This window comes from Cupriavidus sp. F041 (assembly GCF_057814235.1).
This window is the reverse complement of record NZ_JBVASY010000002.1, coordinates 1,330,910-1,347,830: the sequence shown is the minus strand read 5'-3', so window position 1 is coordinate 1,347,830 and position 16,921 is coordinate 1,330,910. Positions and strand designations below refer to the sequence as shown.

Sequence of the window (16,921 nt, the reverse complement as noted above, 5' to 3'; positions counted from 1 at the left end):
CACCGCCTCCGCGCCCGAACCTCGTTCTCGAGTTCCGTTGCCGCCGCCCTCCGTCGCGCCCCTTCGCCAGTGGGGCAGGGCAATCGCATTAGGCCCAACTTTGAGTTCACTGCGAACGTAAGGTGTTGATTCCACGCAGTTATGCGAGTGCGTAGCGAGGGCTTGCTGGGTACAGGTGCTACAGAAGGGCTGCCGGGCTGATACCGAGGAGGCGGAAGGCGCGGTCCTGAATGGGCGTTGGCCGAGTGGTCATGATGATCTTGGCCTCCGGATTCAGCGGCGTGTGGCAGATGTTGTAGGTGAGCGTGGCCAGATCACCGAGCAACGTGCGCAAGCTGTGGACGGGCAGATCATCCTCGGTGCGCTTGGTGGCGTCCTTGGCTTTCGCCTGTTCCGAACGCCGTGCCTTGGCCACGGGCGAGACACGGGAAGCGCGCGCTAGCTCGATGTATTCATCGTCAAACAGCATCGGCTTCAATTTTTCGCGCATGTGCCATTCGACGTAGTAGGCCAGCATGCACAGAAAGACATGAGCACGCACGCGCTCGGCATTCCAATGGAACACGGGGCGCACGTGCAAGTCCATGGACTTGAGCGAACGAAACGCTCGCTCGACCGCCGCCAAGCCCTTGTAGGCCGACACGGCCGCCTCGGCTGACAGTTGCGCCGCCGGCAAACTCGTGCGCACCACATACAGGCCATCGAGTGCCGCCTCTTGCTCGATCTGTAGCGTCTTGCGCGCCCAGGCAAAGCTGGTGTCGGTGATGGTCAGTTCGAAGTGCTTGGCCATCTTGAAGCGCTCGATGACCCGGCCCACGCGCAGGGCAATCGCCTCCGTGCCCTTGAGCCGGTTGCGCGCGCGCGTGGTGGCCTCGGCAATCTTGTTGAGTTCCTGTTCGGTGGCCTGCAACAGCGCCTCGCGTTTCCTGGCCCGTTCGTCGGCCAGCAGCGGATTGCGGCACACCACCAGTCGCTCGCCAGGAAACGTTTCGCTGGTGAGTTCGATGAGGTTGCGTTCATCGAACAGCGAGGGCTGAAAGGGGCCTTGTTCCCGGGCGAGTTCAGCAATCTGCGGGGCGCGCAGGCTACTCACCCAGTCCAGTCCTGCCGGGCGCAACAGCGTGTCGATGCGGGCTTGCGTCAGCATCCCCCGGTCCCCTACCCAGGCGAGCTTCTCAATCCCGAACCGGTCTTTGAGCTTCTCCACCTGAGACGCCACCGTGCTCGGATCGGCGGTGTTGCCGGCGAAGACTTCGACCGCCACCGGACATCCTTGCGGCGTACAAACCAGACCGAACACGATCTGCGGCTCGTGGCGTTTGCCATCGCGGCTGTAGCCGTAGGCCGCCAGGTCGCAGCAGCGCCCGGTCAGCCAGGTGGAAGTGAGGTCATAGAGCACCAGGGTGCCACCCGTCAGATGCTGCTTCGCCAGGCGCTTCTCGATGGCTTCCTGGGCCTCTCCCAGCCAGTCCAGCGCGGCGTACAACTCCTCGGGCTCCACATCGCCGATGCCGAGCATGCGCGACAGCGAATGGGCCGCGGTCTCTTGCTGCAGCATGCGGTGCGTGGCCAGCTTGGAGGCGGGCGAAATCAGGCGTGCCACCAGCAGCGCCATGACCAGGGATGGCACGCGGCCCGGCGCCGCCGCGAACCAGTGTTGCGCGCCACAGGCGCGGGCCGTACCGAGCGCGGCGGCCACATGGCCGTGCGGCAGACTGCGCTCGATCACCAGGGCCTCATCGGCCGAGGCCACGGCCGCCCCGCCGCGCAGCAAGACCTTCAAGCCCTCGATCACCTCGGGCGGCAGTGCGGACAAATTCGCCAGGGTGCGTTTCTTGACCTTGTTGCCTTCGCGATAGGACTCGCGCAGCAGGATCGCCGGCGGGGAATTGCGGTTGGGGACGTGTTCGATATACATGAACACCATTATTGGACATATTCAGCAAAAAACAAGGCTAATATAATGTATTTACATGGGTACATATACACCCAAAAAAATAGCCGAAACCCAACGGTGGCGCGGGTTCCGGCGAGTTCAGGGACCAAAGTTTGGATTAGGGCACCCGCCGCATGCCGAGCACGTCGCGGCGGAAGTCGTCGTCCCAGGCGGCTTGCTTGAGCTTGGCGCGGACCGACAGCTTGGGGGTGGCATCGAGCTTGAGCAGGTTAAGCACGAAGCGGCGCAGGATCGCCAGATTCATGGCGGCGTTGTCCTTGCGCACTTGGCACGCATCCTCGCCCAGCGTCACGTCCAGCGACCAATGCAATTGGGATTCGATCGTCCAATGGCTTCGGATGGCTTGGCCCAGCCGCTCTGGGCCGCCGGCCGACGAACTCAGGTAGTAGCGCAGTTCGGTGCTGGTCTTCGCGCCGACGCACCGCTGCGATTCCACCAGGATCACCTGGCGCAAGTCCTGCCAGTCCGCCCGCTGCGGCAGCCAGTCCAGCGCGCTCACGCACCATACCCGGCGCGTCTCAATGCGCCCGTGGTCTTTCTCGACCGTCTCATGATAGCCATACGGCACTGCATGCCAGTTCTCGGCGCGTGCGACGCGGAAGAAATACTCAACCTCCTCAAGCAACGCCCCTTGGTTGGCCTTCAGCCCGAGCAGATAGTCCCCGCCCTGAGCTCTGAGCTGCCGAGCGATCGCTTGCTGGCAGCCCATCGCATCGATCGAGACAATCGCCCCGTGTACGTCCAGCACCCTGAGCAATTCCGGCAGCGCAGTGATCTCGTTCGATTTCCTGTCCACCGCCACCGCGCTCAGTGTCAGCCCGTAGGCGCTGGCATAGGCCCAGACCAGATGCAGCGCGCGATTCTCCCCGTCCTGACTGCCGCGCAGTGTCTTGCCGTCCAGTGCTACGACCGTCTGATCCAGCTTGCCCACCACTTGACCGACCCAGGCCCGAAAGCACTGCTCGAACATGCTGGGATCCAGCAATCGTAATACCCGTCCAAAGGTATCGTGCGACGGCACGCCATGCGGCAGCACGATGAACTCACGTAGCCACGCCAGCTTCGCTCGTCCCCACTGGGCGATCTCGGTCACGCCTTCGGCGCCCGAGAGCAGTGCGCAAATTGCCACCACCAGCATCTCCGTCAGGTCGTATTGCGTGCGGTTGCCACGGCGGGGATCCGGCACATCCTTCAGGCAAGTCACGAGGGCCAAGCGCGTCTCCATCTTGATTCGTCCAAAAATCAAGAGTAAACGCCCTTCACCCTCGGGTTTACAACCACTAACCTGCTAAGCCCCGTCAGTTAACGACCTTCTAATGCAATTGCCCTGGCCAGTGGGGTACTGATATTGATGCGACGCACCATAATCAATATCGGCGACAGATTGACCCCCGTTGCCACCTCGAGGGTGTAGGCGCATATCCCTGCCGCCTACACCCCTTTTTCAGCTTCCTTCCGGAACCACCGACTACGACATTTCACCGCGGGTCCTGCGCCTGCACGCTCAACGCGTCATAGGCTCGCTCGCAGGCTTGCCCGGCAACGCGGGTGGCGTCAGCGTATTCAGCCAGGATTCCCGCGCGCTGGTCACTGGCACTGACTGATCATTCCGGCATTGACTTGGTAGCAGTCCACGCTTGAGCCCAACGTTCCGATATCTCACTCCACATCGTTCGGTTGGTGGCCCTCACGATGGGCGAAGGGTGCGCAGAGGTGAAAACGTGTAGTCCCAGGGGCTCCAGCAACTTTTTCGCTCTCGCGGCACGCCAGCCGACAAGTACTACGACCCTGAAATTCGGAAGCAACGTCACAAGGTCGAGCAGAACTTCGACGCCTTCCCGCACCTCCTGAGAAGTCAACCTCGCTCCATTCCAGCCAGGGATGACATTCCAGAGCAGCGTCTGATCTCGAGGAATCGCTGCCTCATTCATGAAATGGAAAATCGCGGAGGCCGTCGGATCATCGTTGTCGCGAGAAATGAATCCGGAACCCTGACCAGACTCCGAAGTCATTGGCCCAGGCTTCTCAAGCAAGAACAGAATGCGAGCCGCGCAGCCCCCATCTTGGGGATCGAAGTCAGGAAACTCCCATTCGGGCGCCGGATACTTGGCGCGGAGGCCTTCAACGTATCGCGTAAGGGGCGCGATATGAGGCTCTCGAAGCATGAGTTTCCGCCGCGCAATGGTTTCGGAAGACCGAAAGGAGCGGCCTGTATCGGTGTACTTAGCATCCATAGCAGATATCAGGAACACTGCAGTGGCGGCACTTCGCATGGGATGCCGTCTCGGTCACCGTCAATCTTCACGCCCGGGCAACTGCGCAGGTAGATGCGGGCCTTCCCGCAAAAGAAAAGCCCGCGCAAGGCGGGCAAGCTACGTCTAGTAGAAGTTGGATCTATATCAAATCGCTACGGAATGTGACGCTTCTGATGGACATTTGATCAATATCAAATCAAAGCGGAAAGTGACACTTTCCATGACAAAGGGATGCATTTGCACTATGCGCTGAGCGGTAACCTCGCGGGGTTCGGGACCGTTTTTCGTCTGCCGTTTCCCCGAATGCCAGGCGCTCCGACCCCGGCGGCGCCTGGCTCTTTTTTCGAGCTACACCGGCCAATCCGCGTCAATCTGATCCACCAGCACTTGCACCGCCGCGATGGTCTCGCAAGCCCGCACCGCGTCCTGCTTCTTGCCGCAGGTCCCGGCGATACCGGCCTCCAGCTGCGACAGCGCCGCGGCCTTCTCCAGCACCTTGTCGACCAGTTCGCTCAGCGGGATCCCGCGGACCTGCGCCTCCATCACCAGATTGGGCGCCTGCGCGGCATCCTGTGTGTGTAGACCTTCGCCTCCCAGCGCTTCATGCTCCAGGCCGCCATCTCCGCCGAGCTGTAGTCAGAGACCACGGCGTCGCGTAGCTCTTTGGCCCTGCGTTCGATGATGGACAGTGCAATGGCGCGCGCCGCTTCCAGGTCACCCATTTCGGTCACCGCCCAATTGTCACGCCACGCAAGCGCTTCGGTGTCGAACACATAGCCGATGTGCGTCGGAGTGTAGAGCGGTGACACGCCAACGGGGTCCGTTGGGATGGCAATATCGAACCCCCACTGGAGTGCGAGTTCAGCCGCTGCAGCTTGTTCGTCATGCGCAGCATCAGGGTTTCCCGCCCGGACACATCAAGATCCGCAACGATGCCGTCGAAGATCCGATAGAAGTCCGCTCGGGCCCAGCGCGCGTCGCCCAGGTACACCCGCACCGGCCGGTTCACCCACAAGTCCGCCAGCCACTCATCCAGGCTCCCGTCCTTGTTCTCGAGTGTGAATGCGCTGGTGGAGAGACTGGCCGCGCCGCCGTTTGACGGCCCGTCGGAGCCATCCAGAGCCATCTTCTCGGACAGGGCGACGCCGCCGGCCACGACCGGCAGGTACGCCGTGTTTCGCCGGCACGTCCGCCGCGCCGGTGCTGTAGGCCGTGTCAGTCAGGTAGCGCGTCGTTTCCACGCCGCCCACCCGCACGGCCACCTCCACCAGCAGAACGGGCAGCCGGTCTCCCCGGCGCATCCATGCTTCGAGTTGCGCTTGTGTCGTCATACGATTGCTGCCTTACGAGTCTGGGCGACTTGCATCGCCTCTTTTCTGCCTTCCTTGCTGGCGGATGCAACGTGATTGCCCACGGCGACCTGAGTCGCCACGTCCTGATCGCCTACCCATGACAGGTGCCATGACAGAATCCGTGACCGGCTGTGACACGTCACGCTTTTCTGGTGTGACAGGCTGTGACAGGTACCGTGACAGAAGCGCCTCTAACTCCTTCATCGGGGTGTTATATGGAGGGACCACACCATGACCGGCAAGCGCTTCGAACATCGCCTTCCGACGCTCGCGTGACCTGCGCTGCCGTTCCCGGTTGCCTTCCTTGGTGTTCTTCTTTTCGTGCTGCTCGGGGCGGTCCCAGTACTCGGCCAGAATCTCCATGGCGCGTTTCTGGACTAGCCCCTCATCGGTGCGCTCAAAGAACTTGCCGACCACGTAGTCGACGGCCTTGCGTTCCGTCGCGCTAGTGCCGCGCGCCATGCGATAGACCTCTTTCCGATCCAGCGGCAACGGCTTCTCGGTCTGGTAAAGCTGATCGAGCAGGCGACCATAGGCACCATCCTCCAGCATCGACAGACCTACCGTGTCGCGGATGTAATCGCCAATGTGGCGCTCGTAGTAGTTCATGATGCCTCCCAGCGCAGCTTTTGCTGCGTTGGATGCGTGTCGACGCGGGGTCGACTGGGGCAATGCCAGGTTCCGCCGCCAGCCGCGCCAATGAGGCGCCAGCCAGCTGCGCGCAGCGATGAGCCGCCCTCTTCGGGCAGCGTGTAAGTGATTAGCTTGCGGTATCCCAGCGCGCGCGCGGCGCGCCAGGCAGCTGCATAGAGCATGGAACAGGCGTTCTTGTGGGCATCGGTGCAAAGCCGGTTGACCTCGAGCGTGAAGCCGTCATCAAGGCTGCGGGCGACAGGCCGGCCCACCAGAGCGACACCAGCGATTCGCGGCTCACCAGATCCGCTGTACGCCGTAGCAACGCAGAATTTGCATCCGGCCACTGGCCGGTGATGACGGTGATGCTGCGCGACAAAGGCGTTTGCCTCAGCGAAAGAAATGGGTACGACGCAGAGGCTCACGCATGCACCTCGTCGCAAACCTCGTCTTCGACCGGCACGCCGCTGATCGGCCGCAGGTCCGCGTCATAGCAGTCGAACCGCACGTCGACGGCAAAGACCCACGGCCGCGCAGGATCCAGCATGCGCAGCGGCGCGCCGCAGGACTCGCAATCCCACTCTGGGCCGTTCCCCACCCGCTGCGCGGGCCCGACGACGCGCACCACGCGCCCGACGTTCTCGGGGTATGGGTCGCGCGCGATATAGGCGAGATCGCCAGGCTTGCACCTCATGGCAGCATCCCCCGCACGATGGAGCCAATGATCAGTACAAGCATCGACGCCACCGCGCCAAGCATGATTAGCTCGTCCATCACACCCCCTCCAATCCCTTCTTCGCCAGGCAGCGCAGCGCCTCATACTCGGCGCGCGGCAGGCAGACGACATTGCCGTCCCCCGGCGCGACAACGTCCAGCTCGAGCACCTCGAACAGCTGACAGACCTTTGCGAACGACAGGCTGTGCCCGTTGTTGTTAAGGAAGCGCGAGAAGTTCGTCGGTTCGACGCCGATCAGCTCGGCCACGCGCTTCTGGGTGATGGGAGCAACGCGGCTCAATATCATCGATTCCAGGCTAGGCATGCGATGCTCCCAAATGCTTTGAGGAGTTCATACGATTCAATCCATCGAGACAACACAGCCGGCGCATCGAAGCCGCCGGCGGAGAGAGGGAAGAATGGGAAACGGATGCCATCACTGGGCGCCCCCTGCAGGAAGCGGCCCGGCCAGCGCGCGACTGACCTGGATATACGCAAAGGACTGCGGGTTGCGCAGCATGGTCAATCCCCCGGTTCTGGCCCAGCGGGCCGCATATCAAAGAAGGCGTGGGCTATCCCACGCACCTATTAACTGGCGCACCCCCTCAGATGTGGAACAATCAAGACATCTGACCTTCTCAATTGCCCACAAACGGGGGATGCATGAAAGAACAAGACATCACGGCTGCGTTTGTTGCCAACGCGAAGACCGGCCTGCACTTGGAAAGCGGGCTGGTCTTGCTCGAGCTTTCCTTGGCAAACTCCCCGGAGGAAGCCGCGGCCGGCAAACTCACCTCTCAGTGGTACGCGCTACCGCCCGAAGTCGCGCAGCAGATCGCCGTGCGGCTTGCCGAGCAAGCTCGATCTCTTCGGGCGTGGGATCAGGATCCACAAGGACCGAGCAACTGATCTCGCCAATGCGCAGGCGGCGCGCGACCATGCGCCTGCCCGCAGAATCGCAAGGGGGCCTCATCTGCCTATCTCCGTCGAAACTGCTTCGGGTTGTAGATCGCGCTCTTCCAGTCACACTCGGCCGCCCTGTCCTGCTGGTGCAGCATGGCACCCTGGAAGAGCGATGCGATGGCGCGCAGCCAGTTCGGTCGGCGGCGGAATTTCAGGATCGTCATGCGGCCTCTCCGAGCGAATGGCGAGAGTCCCGCCCGTCAGTAGAATCGGAAGCTCTCACACCCAATCCCGTTAACAGAGGAACCCTCATCGCTGGCTCAGGGTTAGGCGTCGGCAGGCCTCGGAGAAGCCCTACCGCTTGGAAGAATATGGATGGATGAGAAATGACTGACATCGAAAAAGACCTCGCTAGCCTGCGCGGTCAGATTCATGGCCTATCCGCAGTCCTCGGCGCCGTGGTCGCCTGCCTACCGGACTTAACCCGGTTCGAACAGGAACTAGCCGGCGCGGCAGAGATGACGCGCTCGCACGCGCTTGCAGCAGGCGGAGAAGCCCCCGAATTCGTCCCGCAACGCCAGGAACAGATGCTTGAGACGTTCGAGGCGGCGTGTGAGGTATTTCGGAACGCCACCCCCGGCGCGCCTTCAACCAAAAAATCGACGCGATGATGTCGGCTTTCATTTCGGACTCCGGTTAGGCGGTGGTGGGTTGGCGCTCGTAGAAGAACGCAAGCAGGTCCTGCCGGCTGAATCCGGCGCCGAATCTGCTGCACGCCTCCCAGAGCGCGTCCATTCCTGCCTTGCGCGGGATCTTTCGCGCATAGACCAGGTGTGTCTCGATGTAGACAGTCGTCGTGTTCGCCGCCTTTGCGAACGCCTCGCGTTGCTCAACCGGCAGCGACCGATAGAACGATTTGAGGTCCTGGGCGCAAGTGATCGTAGTCATACCTGAAGCTTATTACCTTTTTGGTAATAGTTCAAGTCGATCGTTACCAATTCGGTTTATTTACCTTTTCGGTCAATAGAGGTTCAATCACGCGCATGAAGTCAATCAAGGAAATCCGGCGCACGAAGCTCGCCACCGCCATCGCGGAGCGGTGCGAGGGCAGCCAAACTCGCGCCGCAGATGCACTCGGCTACTCAACGCCGTCCTTGGTGAACCGTTATTTGAGCGGTGGGAAAGACATCGGAGACAAAGCGGCTCGCAAGATTGAGGCGACGTTCGGTTACCCAAAATTCTGGATGGATTCGGAGGCTCTAAGGCCGGCCGCAGCAGCAGACCAACCCAGCATGGCCGGGGAGACCGCGGAAGAAGAAACAACCCAACTAGCAGTCAATGCCTGGCCTTTCCCTAGCGTCACGCCCGAGCGCTGGGTCACCCTTCCCGAAAGCGTCCGCATTCGCGCAGCGTCGTTGGCTGAAGGGACCATCCGCGAGTGGGAAGCAAACAACCCAGAAGCTCCCGTGAAGCCTGCGCACGCAAAAAGTGATGCTGCTTGACGACTGGCGTCCGATTTTTCGGCCCCGGTGATTGTCGTCACACGATGATGGCCGCCAGCAGGCTAGCCTAGGGCGCCAGGTGCTAACGACTATGCTGACTGAGAACGAGAAGAGCTTGGAGGCCGACAGCCTGACGGCCGGGCTGAACAATAACTCCGCACCACTAGCCCTACCTTCGCAAGCTCGGTGTTGTTCCGCGGCGGCACCGAGTCGGAATGCCGCGTAGATACTGGATTTCGCTTGATTCTTTGGCTCTGAGATGCTACATGAAAGAACATGCACATCTTCGAACGAGAAGTCAACGGCCATCGCTACCGTATTGCCGCGCAGTCGGTGTGGGACGCCGAGCGGGGCCGTTCCGTCGCACGCCAGGTCGTGCTGGGACCGGCCGAGCCGCCGCGAGTGGCGGATCTGAGCGCGACCCAGACGGTGGGCACGCGCGGGGTCGGCGACGTCGGAGCCTTGATCTGGGTGGCCGAGCAGCTGGACTTGGTCGGGCAGATTGATCGCGCGTGCGCAGGGGTTGGCGCCAAGGATGGCCCGTCGGTGGGTGAGTTGGCGGTGGCTGTGGCGATTCAGCGTGCGTGTGCGCCGGGACCCAAGTGCGAGCTGGGTGATTTTCTGGACGCGAGTTTGCCGCGGCTGTCGTGTTTGCCGGGGTCCGCGTTCACCGGTCAGGCCTTTCATCGCGTCGCGCAGCAGGTGACCGATGAGCAGTTGGAGCAGGCTCAGGTGGCCATCGCGAAGGCCGCGGTGGCCCGCTTCGAGCTGTCCGCCGACGTGCTCGCGTTCGATACGACGAACTTCGATACCCACATCGACACGCAGACGCCCGGCGAACTGGCCCGGCGAGGCCACGCCAAGAGCAAGAGAAGTGACCTGCGTGTCGTAGGGCTTGGCGTCCTGGTCAGCGAGACCGGGCATGTGCCGCTGTTGTATCGGACGTATCCCGGCAACGGCTCGGACCAGGCCGTGCTCGCGGCGTGCCTGGGTGGGTTGGCGCAGTTGCACGAGGCACTCGACAGCGGTGAGGGCCGCGCGCGGCCGGCGCAGCGCACGGTGGTACGGGACGGCGGGTTTTGGAGCCCGCAACTGGAACTCGATCTCGATGCCGCCGGCTACTACAGCCTCATCTCGTTGCCACTGGGGCACAAGGCCGCAGAGGAGGCGCTGCAGATGGCGGCGCAGCGCGGTGCCATGAAGCCGCTGTCGGGCAAGCTCAGCGACGTGCGGGCGGCGCGGGTTCGGACCACGGTCGGCGAGTTGGACCGCACGCTCGTCGTGGTGGAGAGCCAGGAGTTGCTGGCGGGCCAGAAACGCGGGATCGCGACGGCACTGCGCAAGGCGAAGGTGGAACTGAGCACGCTGGAGGAGTTGGTCCAAAAGGGCCGCATCACGCGCAGCCGGCTGGAGCTGCGGGTCAAGAAGGCGCTCGCTCGGGAACACCTATCGAGCTTCGTCGTGACCACCATCGCCGGCAGCGAAGCGGTACCGACCTTGCATTGGCACGTCGATGCCACGTTGCGCCGCGAACTGGAGAGAACACGGCCGGGCAGGCGGGTGCTGTGTACGGATCGGCACAACTGGAGCACCGGGCGAATCGTTTCCGCCTTCCGAGGACAGTGGAACGTCGAGGAGCTGTTCCGCAGGGCCAAGAAAGGCGGCGTGGTTCCCTGGGGACCGTCACACCAGTGGGCCGATGGATCGTTGCGTCTGCACACCTTCGCGACCGTGCTCGGCCTGATGCTCGTGAGCTTGGCGAAGATTGCCCTGCGGACCGACGCTTCGGCCCGTCGCATGATGGAAGGACTGGCCGAGATCAAGGTGACGTTGGTGAGGACGAAGACCGGGGCAGCGGGACGACGGCCAACGGCAATGCTGGCGCCGAAGCTCACGGCCGAGCAGCGCCGCGCCGTGAAGGTTTTCGAACTGCAGCGGTGGGGACCAGCGTTATTTCATGTATGACCTGGGCGCCCGTTCAGCCACGATTGACGGGCAAGAACCGTCGATCCGGCCCCTTGCTTTGCGAAAGTAGCGCTAGCAGTTTACAAAACGACAGGGTCTGAAAATGGAAAGCCAAGTAACTTCGTCTGAGCCCAGTATCCGGAAGGCCCTTTCCCACCTCGACTCCATGCTGGTCCCGAACGAAGTGGCGAAATGCTACGCCGTGCAGCGCCGCCTCTTCGCGCTTCTCCATCGCCGGATCATGGTGGCGGCGACCTCCGGACGTCTGATCGGAATCATCCGGGGCTTGATCGGCGGATTCACGCCAGTGGACATCCGCTGGCAAGACGTTAAAACAGCCAACGTCAAAGTTGGGATTTTCGGCAGCGACATCACGATCACTGCCCTCACGCAGCCTGACCTAGCAAGCGGTGGGGCCGTGCGCACGTTCCAATTTACCGGGCTTAGAAAGGCCGACGCGCAGGCGGTCTATCGTGCCTGCCAAGCAGAGGAACAAGCATGGCGCGAGAAGCGGCGACTCCGAGAGCTGGAGGAGCTCAGGGCAAAGTCGGGCGGCTTCCAGGGTTCATCCTCTCGGGAAATGCCATTCGCCGGCAGTGCGCCAGGCTCGGACAAGGGCGATCTCGCCTCGCGCCTGAAGCGCGCAAAAGAGATGCTCGATAGCGGGCTGATCAGCGATTCCGAGTACGAGACGATCAAAGCCAAGGTTATCTCGGAAATCTAAGCTTGATGGGGATGCCAAGCGCCCAGCCAGGGGGCGTCCACGAAGCCCTCGCGACGACCGGATTGACGCGTGCCAGAGGCGCTCTTCCACCTACCGGAGGGGTGGCGAGTGCGGGCCTGGAGTCGTTAAGCTAGGCCCGCCCGCAAGGCGGCGCTGGAAATAACATGCCACGAAAAAGTCCCTCTCCCTTCATTGCCAGTTTAGCGCTGGCGCTCCTGCTCGCCGAACTCCAGGGAGCACTGCGTGGGGTCTGATAACTGTGAGATATCGGCGACCCGGCGGGTCATACAGCTGGCTAATTGCAGCCAATGCCAGATGACTCTAGTGTCCTGCGCCAGAAATTCGTAGACAAAATCGCTTGATGCTGGCGAAGATGTCATCGGCAGACTTCGTCCACACGAAAGGCTTGGGGTTGGCGTTGTTCAGGTCAAGGTATTGGCGGATGGCTTGCTCAAGTTGTCGGGTTGAGCGATGCGTGCCGCGGCGAATGTATTGTTCAGTGATGGTCGCAAACCAGCGCTCCACCTGATTGATCCATGAGGCAGAGGTCGGTGTGAAATGAACATGGAAGCGCGGATGGCGAGCGAACCAAGCCTTGATCGACGGCGTCTTGTGCGTGCCGTAGTTGTCCATGACGAGATGCACATCGAGCGTGGGTGGCACGTTGGCTTCGATCGTACGTAGAAACTGCAGGAATTCACTGCTGCGATGCCTGCGATGCAATTCACCGATAACTTCTCCTGTGGCAATGTCCAGCGCAGCGAACAACGTTGTCGTGCCATGGCGCATGTAGTCGTGCGTGCGTCGCTCGGGGAGGCCTGGCGCCAGCGGCAAGATGGGCTGCGTACGGTCCAGTGCTTGGATCTGGCTCTTCTCGTCAACGCACAACACCATGGCCTTGAGCGGTGCGGCGCGCGTCAAGGTAGTTGTCGCCTCAGTTATGCAGCCAACGGCTGTATTTCTTTTGTCTGTGACGCCATGGCCACCACCGCGTCGCGTTCAGGGTTAAGCGTCACGGCGCCGATAGGCGTCCAGTTGCGCGTGCTGCCCGACCAGCGAGCAGGGTTGCGTTCGCGGGCCTGAAGGTAGACGTCATGCCGAGCCGCGAGGATCTTCCGGTCGTCGCCGACGTGCCGCTGCGATGGGCTGACGTAGCGGATGCCGCTATGGCGGTGGTCAACGTTGTACCAACACACGAAGTGGGTCGCCCAGGCCCGGGCTGCGTCCAGATCGACGAAGCCATTGATCGGGAACTCTGGCCGATACTTGGCGGTTCGGAACAGCGACTCCGCATAGGGGGTATGTGATTTGGCTCATATCCCCTAGTATGTTGCGCTCAAAAATATGTTGCCCGACGAAGGGAAAGCCAGGGAGTGCATGGTAACCCTGGCTCGGGTCCGCACATAAGAGTGTGCCTGGGTTGCCGTTATAGTCCACGGAGAAACATCATTAACGATGGCAACTCGCGTCGGTGCAATGGCGAGACCGGAAGCCCCGAAACGTCCACACTGGCCAGCGCCTTGGCCTTCATTTCAAGGTCGACCTCCGCATAGACGTTGGTCGTGTCCAGGGATACGTGACCAAGCCACGCGCGGATCGTGTTGATGTCAACGCCAGCGCGCAGCAAATGAACCGCCGAGGTGTGCCGGATGTTGTGTGGACTGATCCGCTTGGACGCCATGGATGGGACTGTTTCGCTGGCCGTCGCGGCGTAATTTGTGACGAGACGGTGGATGCCGAAACGCGTCATGGGCTTGTTCGCACGACCAAGAAAGACGACCTGATCGGCGCCACGGCCGGTCACCAAATTTCTCAGCAGCGGTATCATCATAGGCCAAAGAGGACACACCCGAACCTTGTTGCCTTTGCCAAGAATGCGCACTGCGGGGGGATCGCCGAGATGAAGATCGCCAATGGTCAGGCGTGCAACCTCGTTGGCTCGGGCGCCGCTATTGTAGAGAAACAAGAGTAAGACGTAGTCGCGCAGCCCAATCGCTGTGCCACGGTCTGGCTGCCTCAACAATTCGTCCATCTCGACCTTTTCAAGGTAGCCGATCACGGTCTTGTCTGTTTTTTTGAATGGGACCAGTCGCATCTCCGTACACCACGACAGGTGCACCGGCGAGCGCATCCCAATGAAGCGAGCCAAAGAATGGATAGTGCCAAGACGCTGATTGCGGGTGGCCCCGGTGCACTGTCGACCTCGTTCCAGGTGATCAAGGAACTGACGCACGATCGCGGGGGAAAGATCCTCGACAGTCATCCTGTCGATCGCGATGCCGGTACGTTTGCTCGCGAATGGCAGCAACAATGTCAGCGTGTCGCGGTAGCTGGTCTGCGTGTTTCGAGCCAGATTGCGTTCACCCACCAGGTACTCTAGTAGGAAGCGACGGATCCATGGTCCCAACAGGTTTTTATCATTCATGGCTATCTCCACAATTTGCGTACCGAGCAAAGCGCTGACTGGCTTCCTGAAGTAACTCTGGTGTCATCTGCAAATAGCGCTGGGTCGAACTGATCTCAACGTGCCCAAGGTAGGTTGCCAGCCGTGGCAACAGGCGTTGAACATCCCGACCGGACCGATACCAAGACAGGACCCGGTGAACCGCCGCGGTGTGTCGCAAGTCGTGCAATCGCGGCGGACGCGGCTCATCCGGCGGGCATTCGATGCATGCAGTGCGGCGTACGCGCTGGAACAGGGTGATTACGCGCGGATACGTCCAGGCAGCTCCAGTGCGGGACGTAAAAAATGATGAGTCTTCGCCTGCGGGCATGGGAAGTTTGCGGCGCCGATCAGCATGCAAGGTCAATTCCAGCGCAAGCTTTTGGCCAATCGGGACCAACCGAGTCTTACGACTACGCCGCTAGCGGCGTAGTCGTAACTATGCCGCGTTCACGACAATGCCGATCAAGCTGGGATCGGATCACGATGATGCTTATAAAGAGCCCAGCAGGAGGTCATTCCCAAAGTCGCCGGATCGGCATAGTTTTAATGGCTAAAGACCCTTGAGAAACGTCGCGAGCTTACTGTCAGGCCGGTATCGTACGGGCTTGCCATCATGTGGTCCGACATTAGCGAGAATCTTTTCCTTCAGCTCCAGACTGGCATCCAGGTACATCTGGGTTGTCTGGAGCGATTCGTGGCCCATCCACAGGGCAATGTTGAATGGATCCACGCCAGCTTGCAATAATTCCATGGCTGCCGTGTGCCTCAGCACGTGCGGCGTCACTCGTTTCTTTCGCAGCGAAGGACATCCTATGGCAGCCTGGGTAGCGTACTTTTTCAGGAGACGTTGTACCGCGTCCGGACTGAGATGTCCACCTCGAACACTCGGAAATAGCGCGTCGCTGTTGGGTGTGCGAGGCTCTTTCATCCAAGCTTTTAGAATAGCGGCGGTCTCCTTGCTAAAAGGGGTAACGCGCTGTTTTCGACCTTTACCCATAACATTAATGTGCGCGCCTGCGCCGAGGGTCACGTCCTCGCGTGTGAGGCCGGTCATTTCCGACACACGAAGTCCCGTCTCCACACCCAGTCGGAGTAACGCATGATCACGACGACCACACCAGGTGCGCTTATCGGGTGCAGCGAGCAGCGCCTTGACTTCCGGCCGCGTCAGAAAGTGAATGAGCCTGCGATCGTAGCGTTTGTTGGGCATCGACAGCACGCGCTGGATCTGCGCGGAATACGCGGGCGTCTCGAAGGCCGCGTAACGGAAGAACGAGCGAATCGCTGTCAGTCGCAGATTTCGGGTACGGACACTGATAGCCCGGGTCTTCTCCAGATCATTCAGAAATGCTGTCACGAGCGGCGCATTGATGTCCTCAAATGCCAGATGATCCGGCGGTTTGTGCAGACGCTTGTAGGCAAAACGAAGCAGCAGCCTGAACGTGTCCCGATAGGAACTGATGGTGTGCGGACTGGCCTGCCGCTGTTGCATGAGACGTTCCGTAAAGAACCGCTGCACTAATGATGGGAAACCGACGGTAGATTTCATGACACATCCTTCCAGCGACGCTCCAGGCGCTTCATCGCCTGCTTCATGAGCTCTGGGTGCTGCTCGACATACCAGTATGTATCTCTCGCCCACTGGTGCCCGAGGAACGTCGACAGCACCGGTAACCAACGCACCGGGTCCTTACCCGACCGGTCTAATCTCGCCAGCGTCGTGACCGCAAATAAATGGCGATAGTCGATCAGGCGGGGAGCGCGCTTTGCTGACGAATCGCGAAGACCGATTTCCCGTGTGAGCGCCGTAAATGTATGAGAAACCATGTCTCCACTGAGTGGCTTGCCTTGCGAAGTGATGAACACATGGGTTTCCGGGCGCCCCGCAAGACATCGCGCGCGACGTCGAAGATAGTCTGCAAGTGCATCTCGAGTGGAGGAATGAATAGGAACCCACCTCGACTTTCCAAATTTGCTTCCCCGCACCGTCAGTACGCATTCTTTCAAGTCAACGTCTTCGAGTTCCAGATTGACCGCTTCGCCGGGGCGCAACCCCGTGACGCTTAGCAGACCTATCAGCGTAAAATATGTCCACCTCCGCAGTCCCGATTCCGGAGGAAGAGCCAGCGCGGCAGCCAATATCTTCTGGGTTTCCTCATCGGTGTAAAGGTAGGGAGCACGCCGATGATACCGGTGCGGCAACAATTCGGCCCGTGGAATCTCTGTATGCGGATCGAAGGCACTCAGATAGCGTGCAAAGCCACGCACCACACCTATTCGCTGAGCCCAGATCACCGGTTGAACCGACGGGGACTTTTGTGCCCAGGTCAACGCCAGTGACGCGCTGATGTGAGAGGCCCGACGTCGTTCCATAAAGCAGACGAAGTCTTCCAGACGTTGGCCTGCTTCATGAAGTTTGAATCCCAGACGACGACGCATCGTCAGGTATTCTTCCATTGATTTGCGTAA

The 16,921-nt window shown here is 60.9% G+C and carries 20 protein-coding genes and 3 pseudogenes; 5 read left to right on the top strand and 18 right to left on the bottom strand.

Features of this window, described 5'->3' with window-relative positions; genetic code table 11:
* Positions 1-178 precede the first annotated feature (178 nt).
* The 11 genes and pseudogenes from ACZY0R_RS23435 to ACZY0R_RS23385 form a co-directional block, all read right to left on the bottom strand.
* Complete coding sequence (locus tag ACZY0R_RS23435; protein ID WP_488861604.1) at positions 179-1,918, bottom strand: IS1634 family transposase; 1,740 nt, start codon at positions 1,916-1,918, stop codon at positions 179-181.
* Positions 1,919-2,054: 136 nt separating this feature from the next.
* Complete coding sequence (locus tag ACZY0R_RS23430; RefSeq protein ID WP_488866122.1) at positions 2,055-3,161, bottom strand: ISAs1 family transposase; 1,107 nt, start codon at positions 3,159-3,161, stop codon at positions 2,055-2,057.
* 274 nt (positions 3,162-3,435) lie between these two features.
* Positions 3,436-3,543, bottom strand: a pseudogene (locus ACZY0R_RS23425) (DUF2514 family protein); the annotation flags it as partial.
* Positions 3,544-3,561: 18 nt separating this feature from the next.
* A complete protein-coding gene (locus ACZY0R_RS23420; RefSeq protein ID WP_488866120.1) occupies positions 3,562-4,122 on the bottom strand; it encodes a uracil-DNA glycosylase in 561 nt (186 codons plus the stop codon).
* 77 nt (positions 4,123-4,199) lie between these two features.
* Entirely contained in the window at positions 4,200-4,319 is a 120-nt protein-coding gene (locus ACZY0R_RS23415; protein ID WP_488866118.1) for an excalibur calcium-binding domain-containing protein, read from the bottom strand.
* Positions 4,320-4,560: 241 nt separating this feature from the next.
* Positions 4,561-4,758 carry a hypothetical protein gene (locus tag ACZY0R_RS23410; protein WP_488861602.1) on the bottom strand — a complete coding sequence of 66 codons (198 nt, stop codon included), beginning with the start codon at positions 4,756-4,758 and terminating at the stop codon, positions 4,561-4,563.
* On the bottom strand, positions 4,755-5,021 hold the full coding sequence (locus ACZY0R_RS23405; RefSeq protein ID WP_488861600.1) for a hypothetical protein: 267 nt from the start codon (positions 5,019-5,021) through the stop codon (positions 4,755-4,757). Before ACZY0R_RS23405 ends, ACZY0R_RS23410 begins: the two co-directional genes overlap by 4 nt.
* A 534-nt stretch (positions 5,022-5,555) precedes the next feature.
* On the bottom strand, positions 5,556-6,173 hold the full coding sequence (locus tag ACZY0R_RS23400) for a YdaU family protein (RefSeq protein WP_488861598.1): 618 nt from the start codon (positions 6,171-6,173) through the stop codon (positions 5,556-5,558).
* Positions 6,170-6,622 carry an XF1762 family protein gene (locus ACZY0R_RS23395; RefSeq protein ID WP_488861596.1) on the bottom strand — a complete coding sequence of 151 codons (453 nt, stop codon included), beginning with the start codon at positions 6,620-6,622 and terminating at the stop codon, positions 6,170-6,172. Before ACZY0R_RS23395 ends, ACZY0R_RS23400 begins: the two co-directional genes overlap by 4 nt.
* Complete coding sequence (locus ACZY0R_RS23390; protein WP_488861594.1) at positions 6,619-6,891, bottom strand: hypothetical protein; 273 nt, start codon at positions 6,889-6,891, stop codon at positions 6,619-6,621. The genes ACZY0R_RS23395 and ACZY0R_RS23390 overlap by 4 nt, the downstream gene beginning before the upstream one ends.
* Before the next feature lie 79 nt (positions 6,892-6,970).
* Positions 6,971-7,237 (bottom strand): hypothetical protein, encoded by a 267-nt coding sequence (locus ACZY0R_RS23385; protein WP_488861592.1) that lies wholly within the window; start codon positions 7,235-7,237, stop codon positions 6,971-6,973.
* A 338-nt stretch (positions 7,238-7,575) separates the two neighbouring features.
* Here ACZY0R_RS23385 and ACZY0R_RS23380 point away from each other — a divergent pair, with 338 nt between their 5' ends.
* Positions 7,576-7,821: a hypothetical protein gene (locus ACZY0R_RS23380; RefSeq protein ID WP_488861590.1), complete on the top strand. Its 246-nt coding sequence runs from the start codon at positions 7,576-7,578 to the stop codon at positions 7,819-7,821.
* A gap of 68 nt (positions 7,822-7,889) precedes the next feature.
* Here the strand turns inward: ACZY0R_RS23380 and ACZY0R_RS23375 are convergent, their stop codons facing one another.
* Entirely contained in the window at positions 7,890-8,039 is a 150-nt protein-coding gene (locus ACZY0R_RS23375; protein WP_488861588.1) for a hypothetical protein, read from the bottom strand.
* 162 nt (positions 8,040-8,201) lie between these two features.
* Here ACZY0R_RS23375 and ACZY0R_RS23370 point away from each other — a divergent pair, with 162 nt between their 5' ends.
* Positions 8,202-8,486, top strand: coding sequence for a hypothetical protein (locus ACZY0R_RS23370; protein WP_488861586.1), 285 nt, complete (start codon positions 8,202-8,204; stop codon positions 8,484-8,486).
* A 25-nt stretch (positions 8,487-8,511) separates the two neighbouring features.
* On the opposite strand, the gene ACZY0R_RS23365 is transcribed toward ACZY0R_RS23370, so the two are convergent.
* Complete coding sequence (locus tag ACZY0R_RS23365) at positions 8,512-8,763, bottom strand: hypothetical protein (protein WP_488861584.1); 252 nt, start codon at positions 8,761-8,763, stop codon at positions 8,512-8,514.
* A 95-nt stretch (positions 8,764-8,858) separates the two neighbouring features.
* On the opposite strand from ACZY0R_RS23365, the gene ACZY0R_RS23360 reads away from it, so the two are divergent.
* The 3 genes from ACZY0R_RS23360 (at position 8,859) to ACZY0R_RS23350 (ending at position 12,006) form a co-directional block, all read left to right on the top strand.
* Positions 8,859-9,317 carry a hypothetical protein gene (locus tag ACZY0R_RS23360; RefSeq protein WP_488861582.1) on the top strand — a complete coding sequence of 153 codons (459 nt, stop codon included), beginning with the start codon at positions 8,859-8,861 and terminating at the stop codon, positions 9,315-9,317.
* A 276-nt stretch (positions 9,318-9,593) separates the two neighbouring features.
* Positions 9,594-11,282, top strand: a complete 1,689-nt coding sequence (locus ACZY0R_RS23355; protein ID WP_488861580.1) for an IS1634 family transposase — start codon at positions 9,594-9,596, stop codon at positions 11,280-11,282.
* Positions 11,283-11,385: 103 nt separating this feature from the next.
* A complete protein-coding gene (locus ACZY0R_RS23350) occupies positions 11,386-12,006 on the top strand; it encodes an SHOCT domain-containing protein (RefSeq protein WP_488861578.1) in 621 nt (206 codons plus the stop codon).
* Positions 12,007-12,327: 321 nt separating this feature from the next.
* Here the strand turns inward: ACZY0R_RS23350 and ACZY0R_RS23345 are convergent.
* The 5 genes and pseudogenes from ACZY0R_RS23345 to ACZY0R_RS23325 form a co-directional block, all read right to left on the bottom strand.
* A pseudogene (locus ACZY0R_RS23345) lies at positions 12,328-12,927 on the bottom strand (IS630 family transposase); the annotation flags it as partial.
* A gap of 17 nt (positions 12,928-12,944) precedes the next feature.
* A pseudogene (locus ACZY0R_RS23340) lies at positions 12,945-13,304 on the bottom strand (integrase core domain-containing protein); the annotation flags it as partial.
* Positions 13,305-13,432: 128 nt separating this feature from the next.
* Entirely contained in the window at positions 13,433-14,431 is a 999-nt protein-coding gene (locus ACZY0R_RS23335; protein WP_488861576.1) for a tyrosine-type recombinase/integrase, read from the bottom strand.
* Between the two features lie 571 nt (positions 14,432-15,002).
* The gene (locus tag ACZY0R_RS23330; RefSeq protein WP_488858133.1) at positions 15,003-16,001 is read right to left on the bottom strand and encodes a tyrosine-type recombinase/integrase; all 999 of its coding nucleotides are present in this window, start codon (positions 15,999-16,001) and stop codon (positions 15,003-15,005) included.
* On the bottom strand, positions 15,998-16,909 hold the full coding sequence (locus tag ACZY0R_RS23325) for a tyrosine-type recombinase/integrase (protein WP_488858134.1): 912 nt from the start codon (positions 16,907-16,909) through the stop codon (positions 15,998-16,000). Before ACZY0R_RS23325 ends, ACZY0R_RS23330 begins: the two co-directional genes overlap by 4 nt.
* Positions 16,910-16,921: the final 12 nt, after the last annotated feature.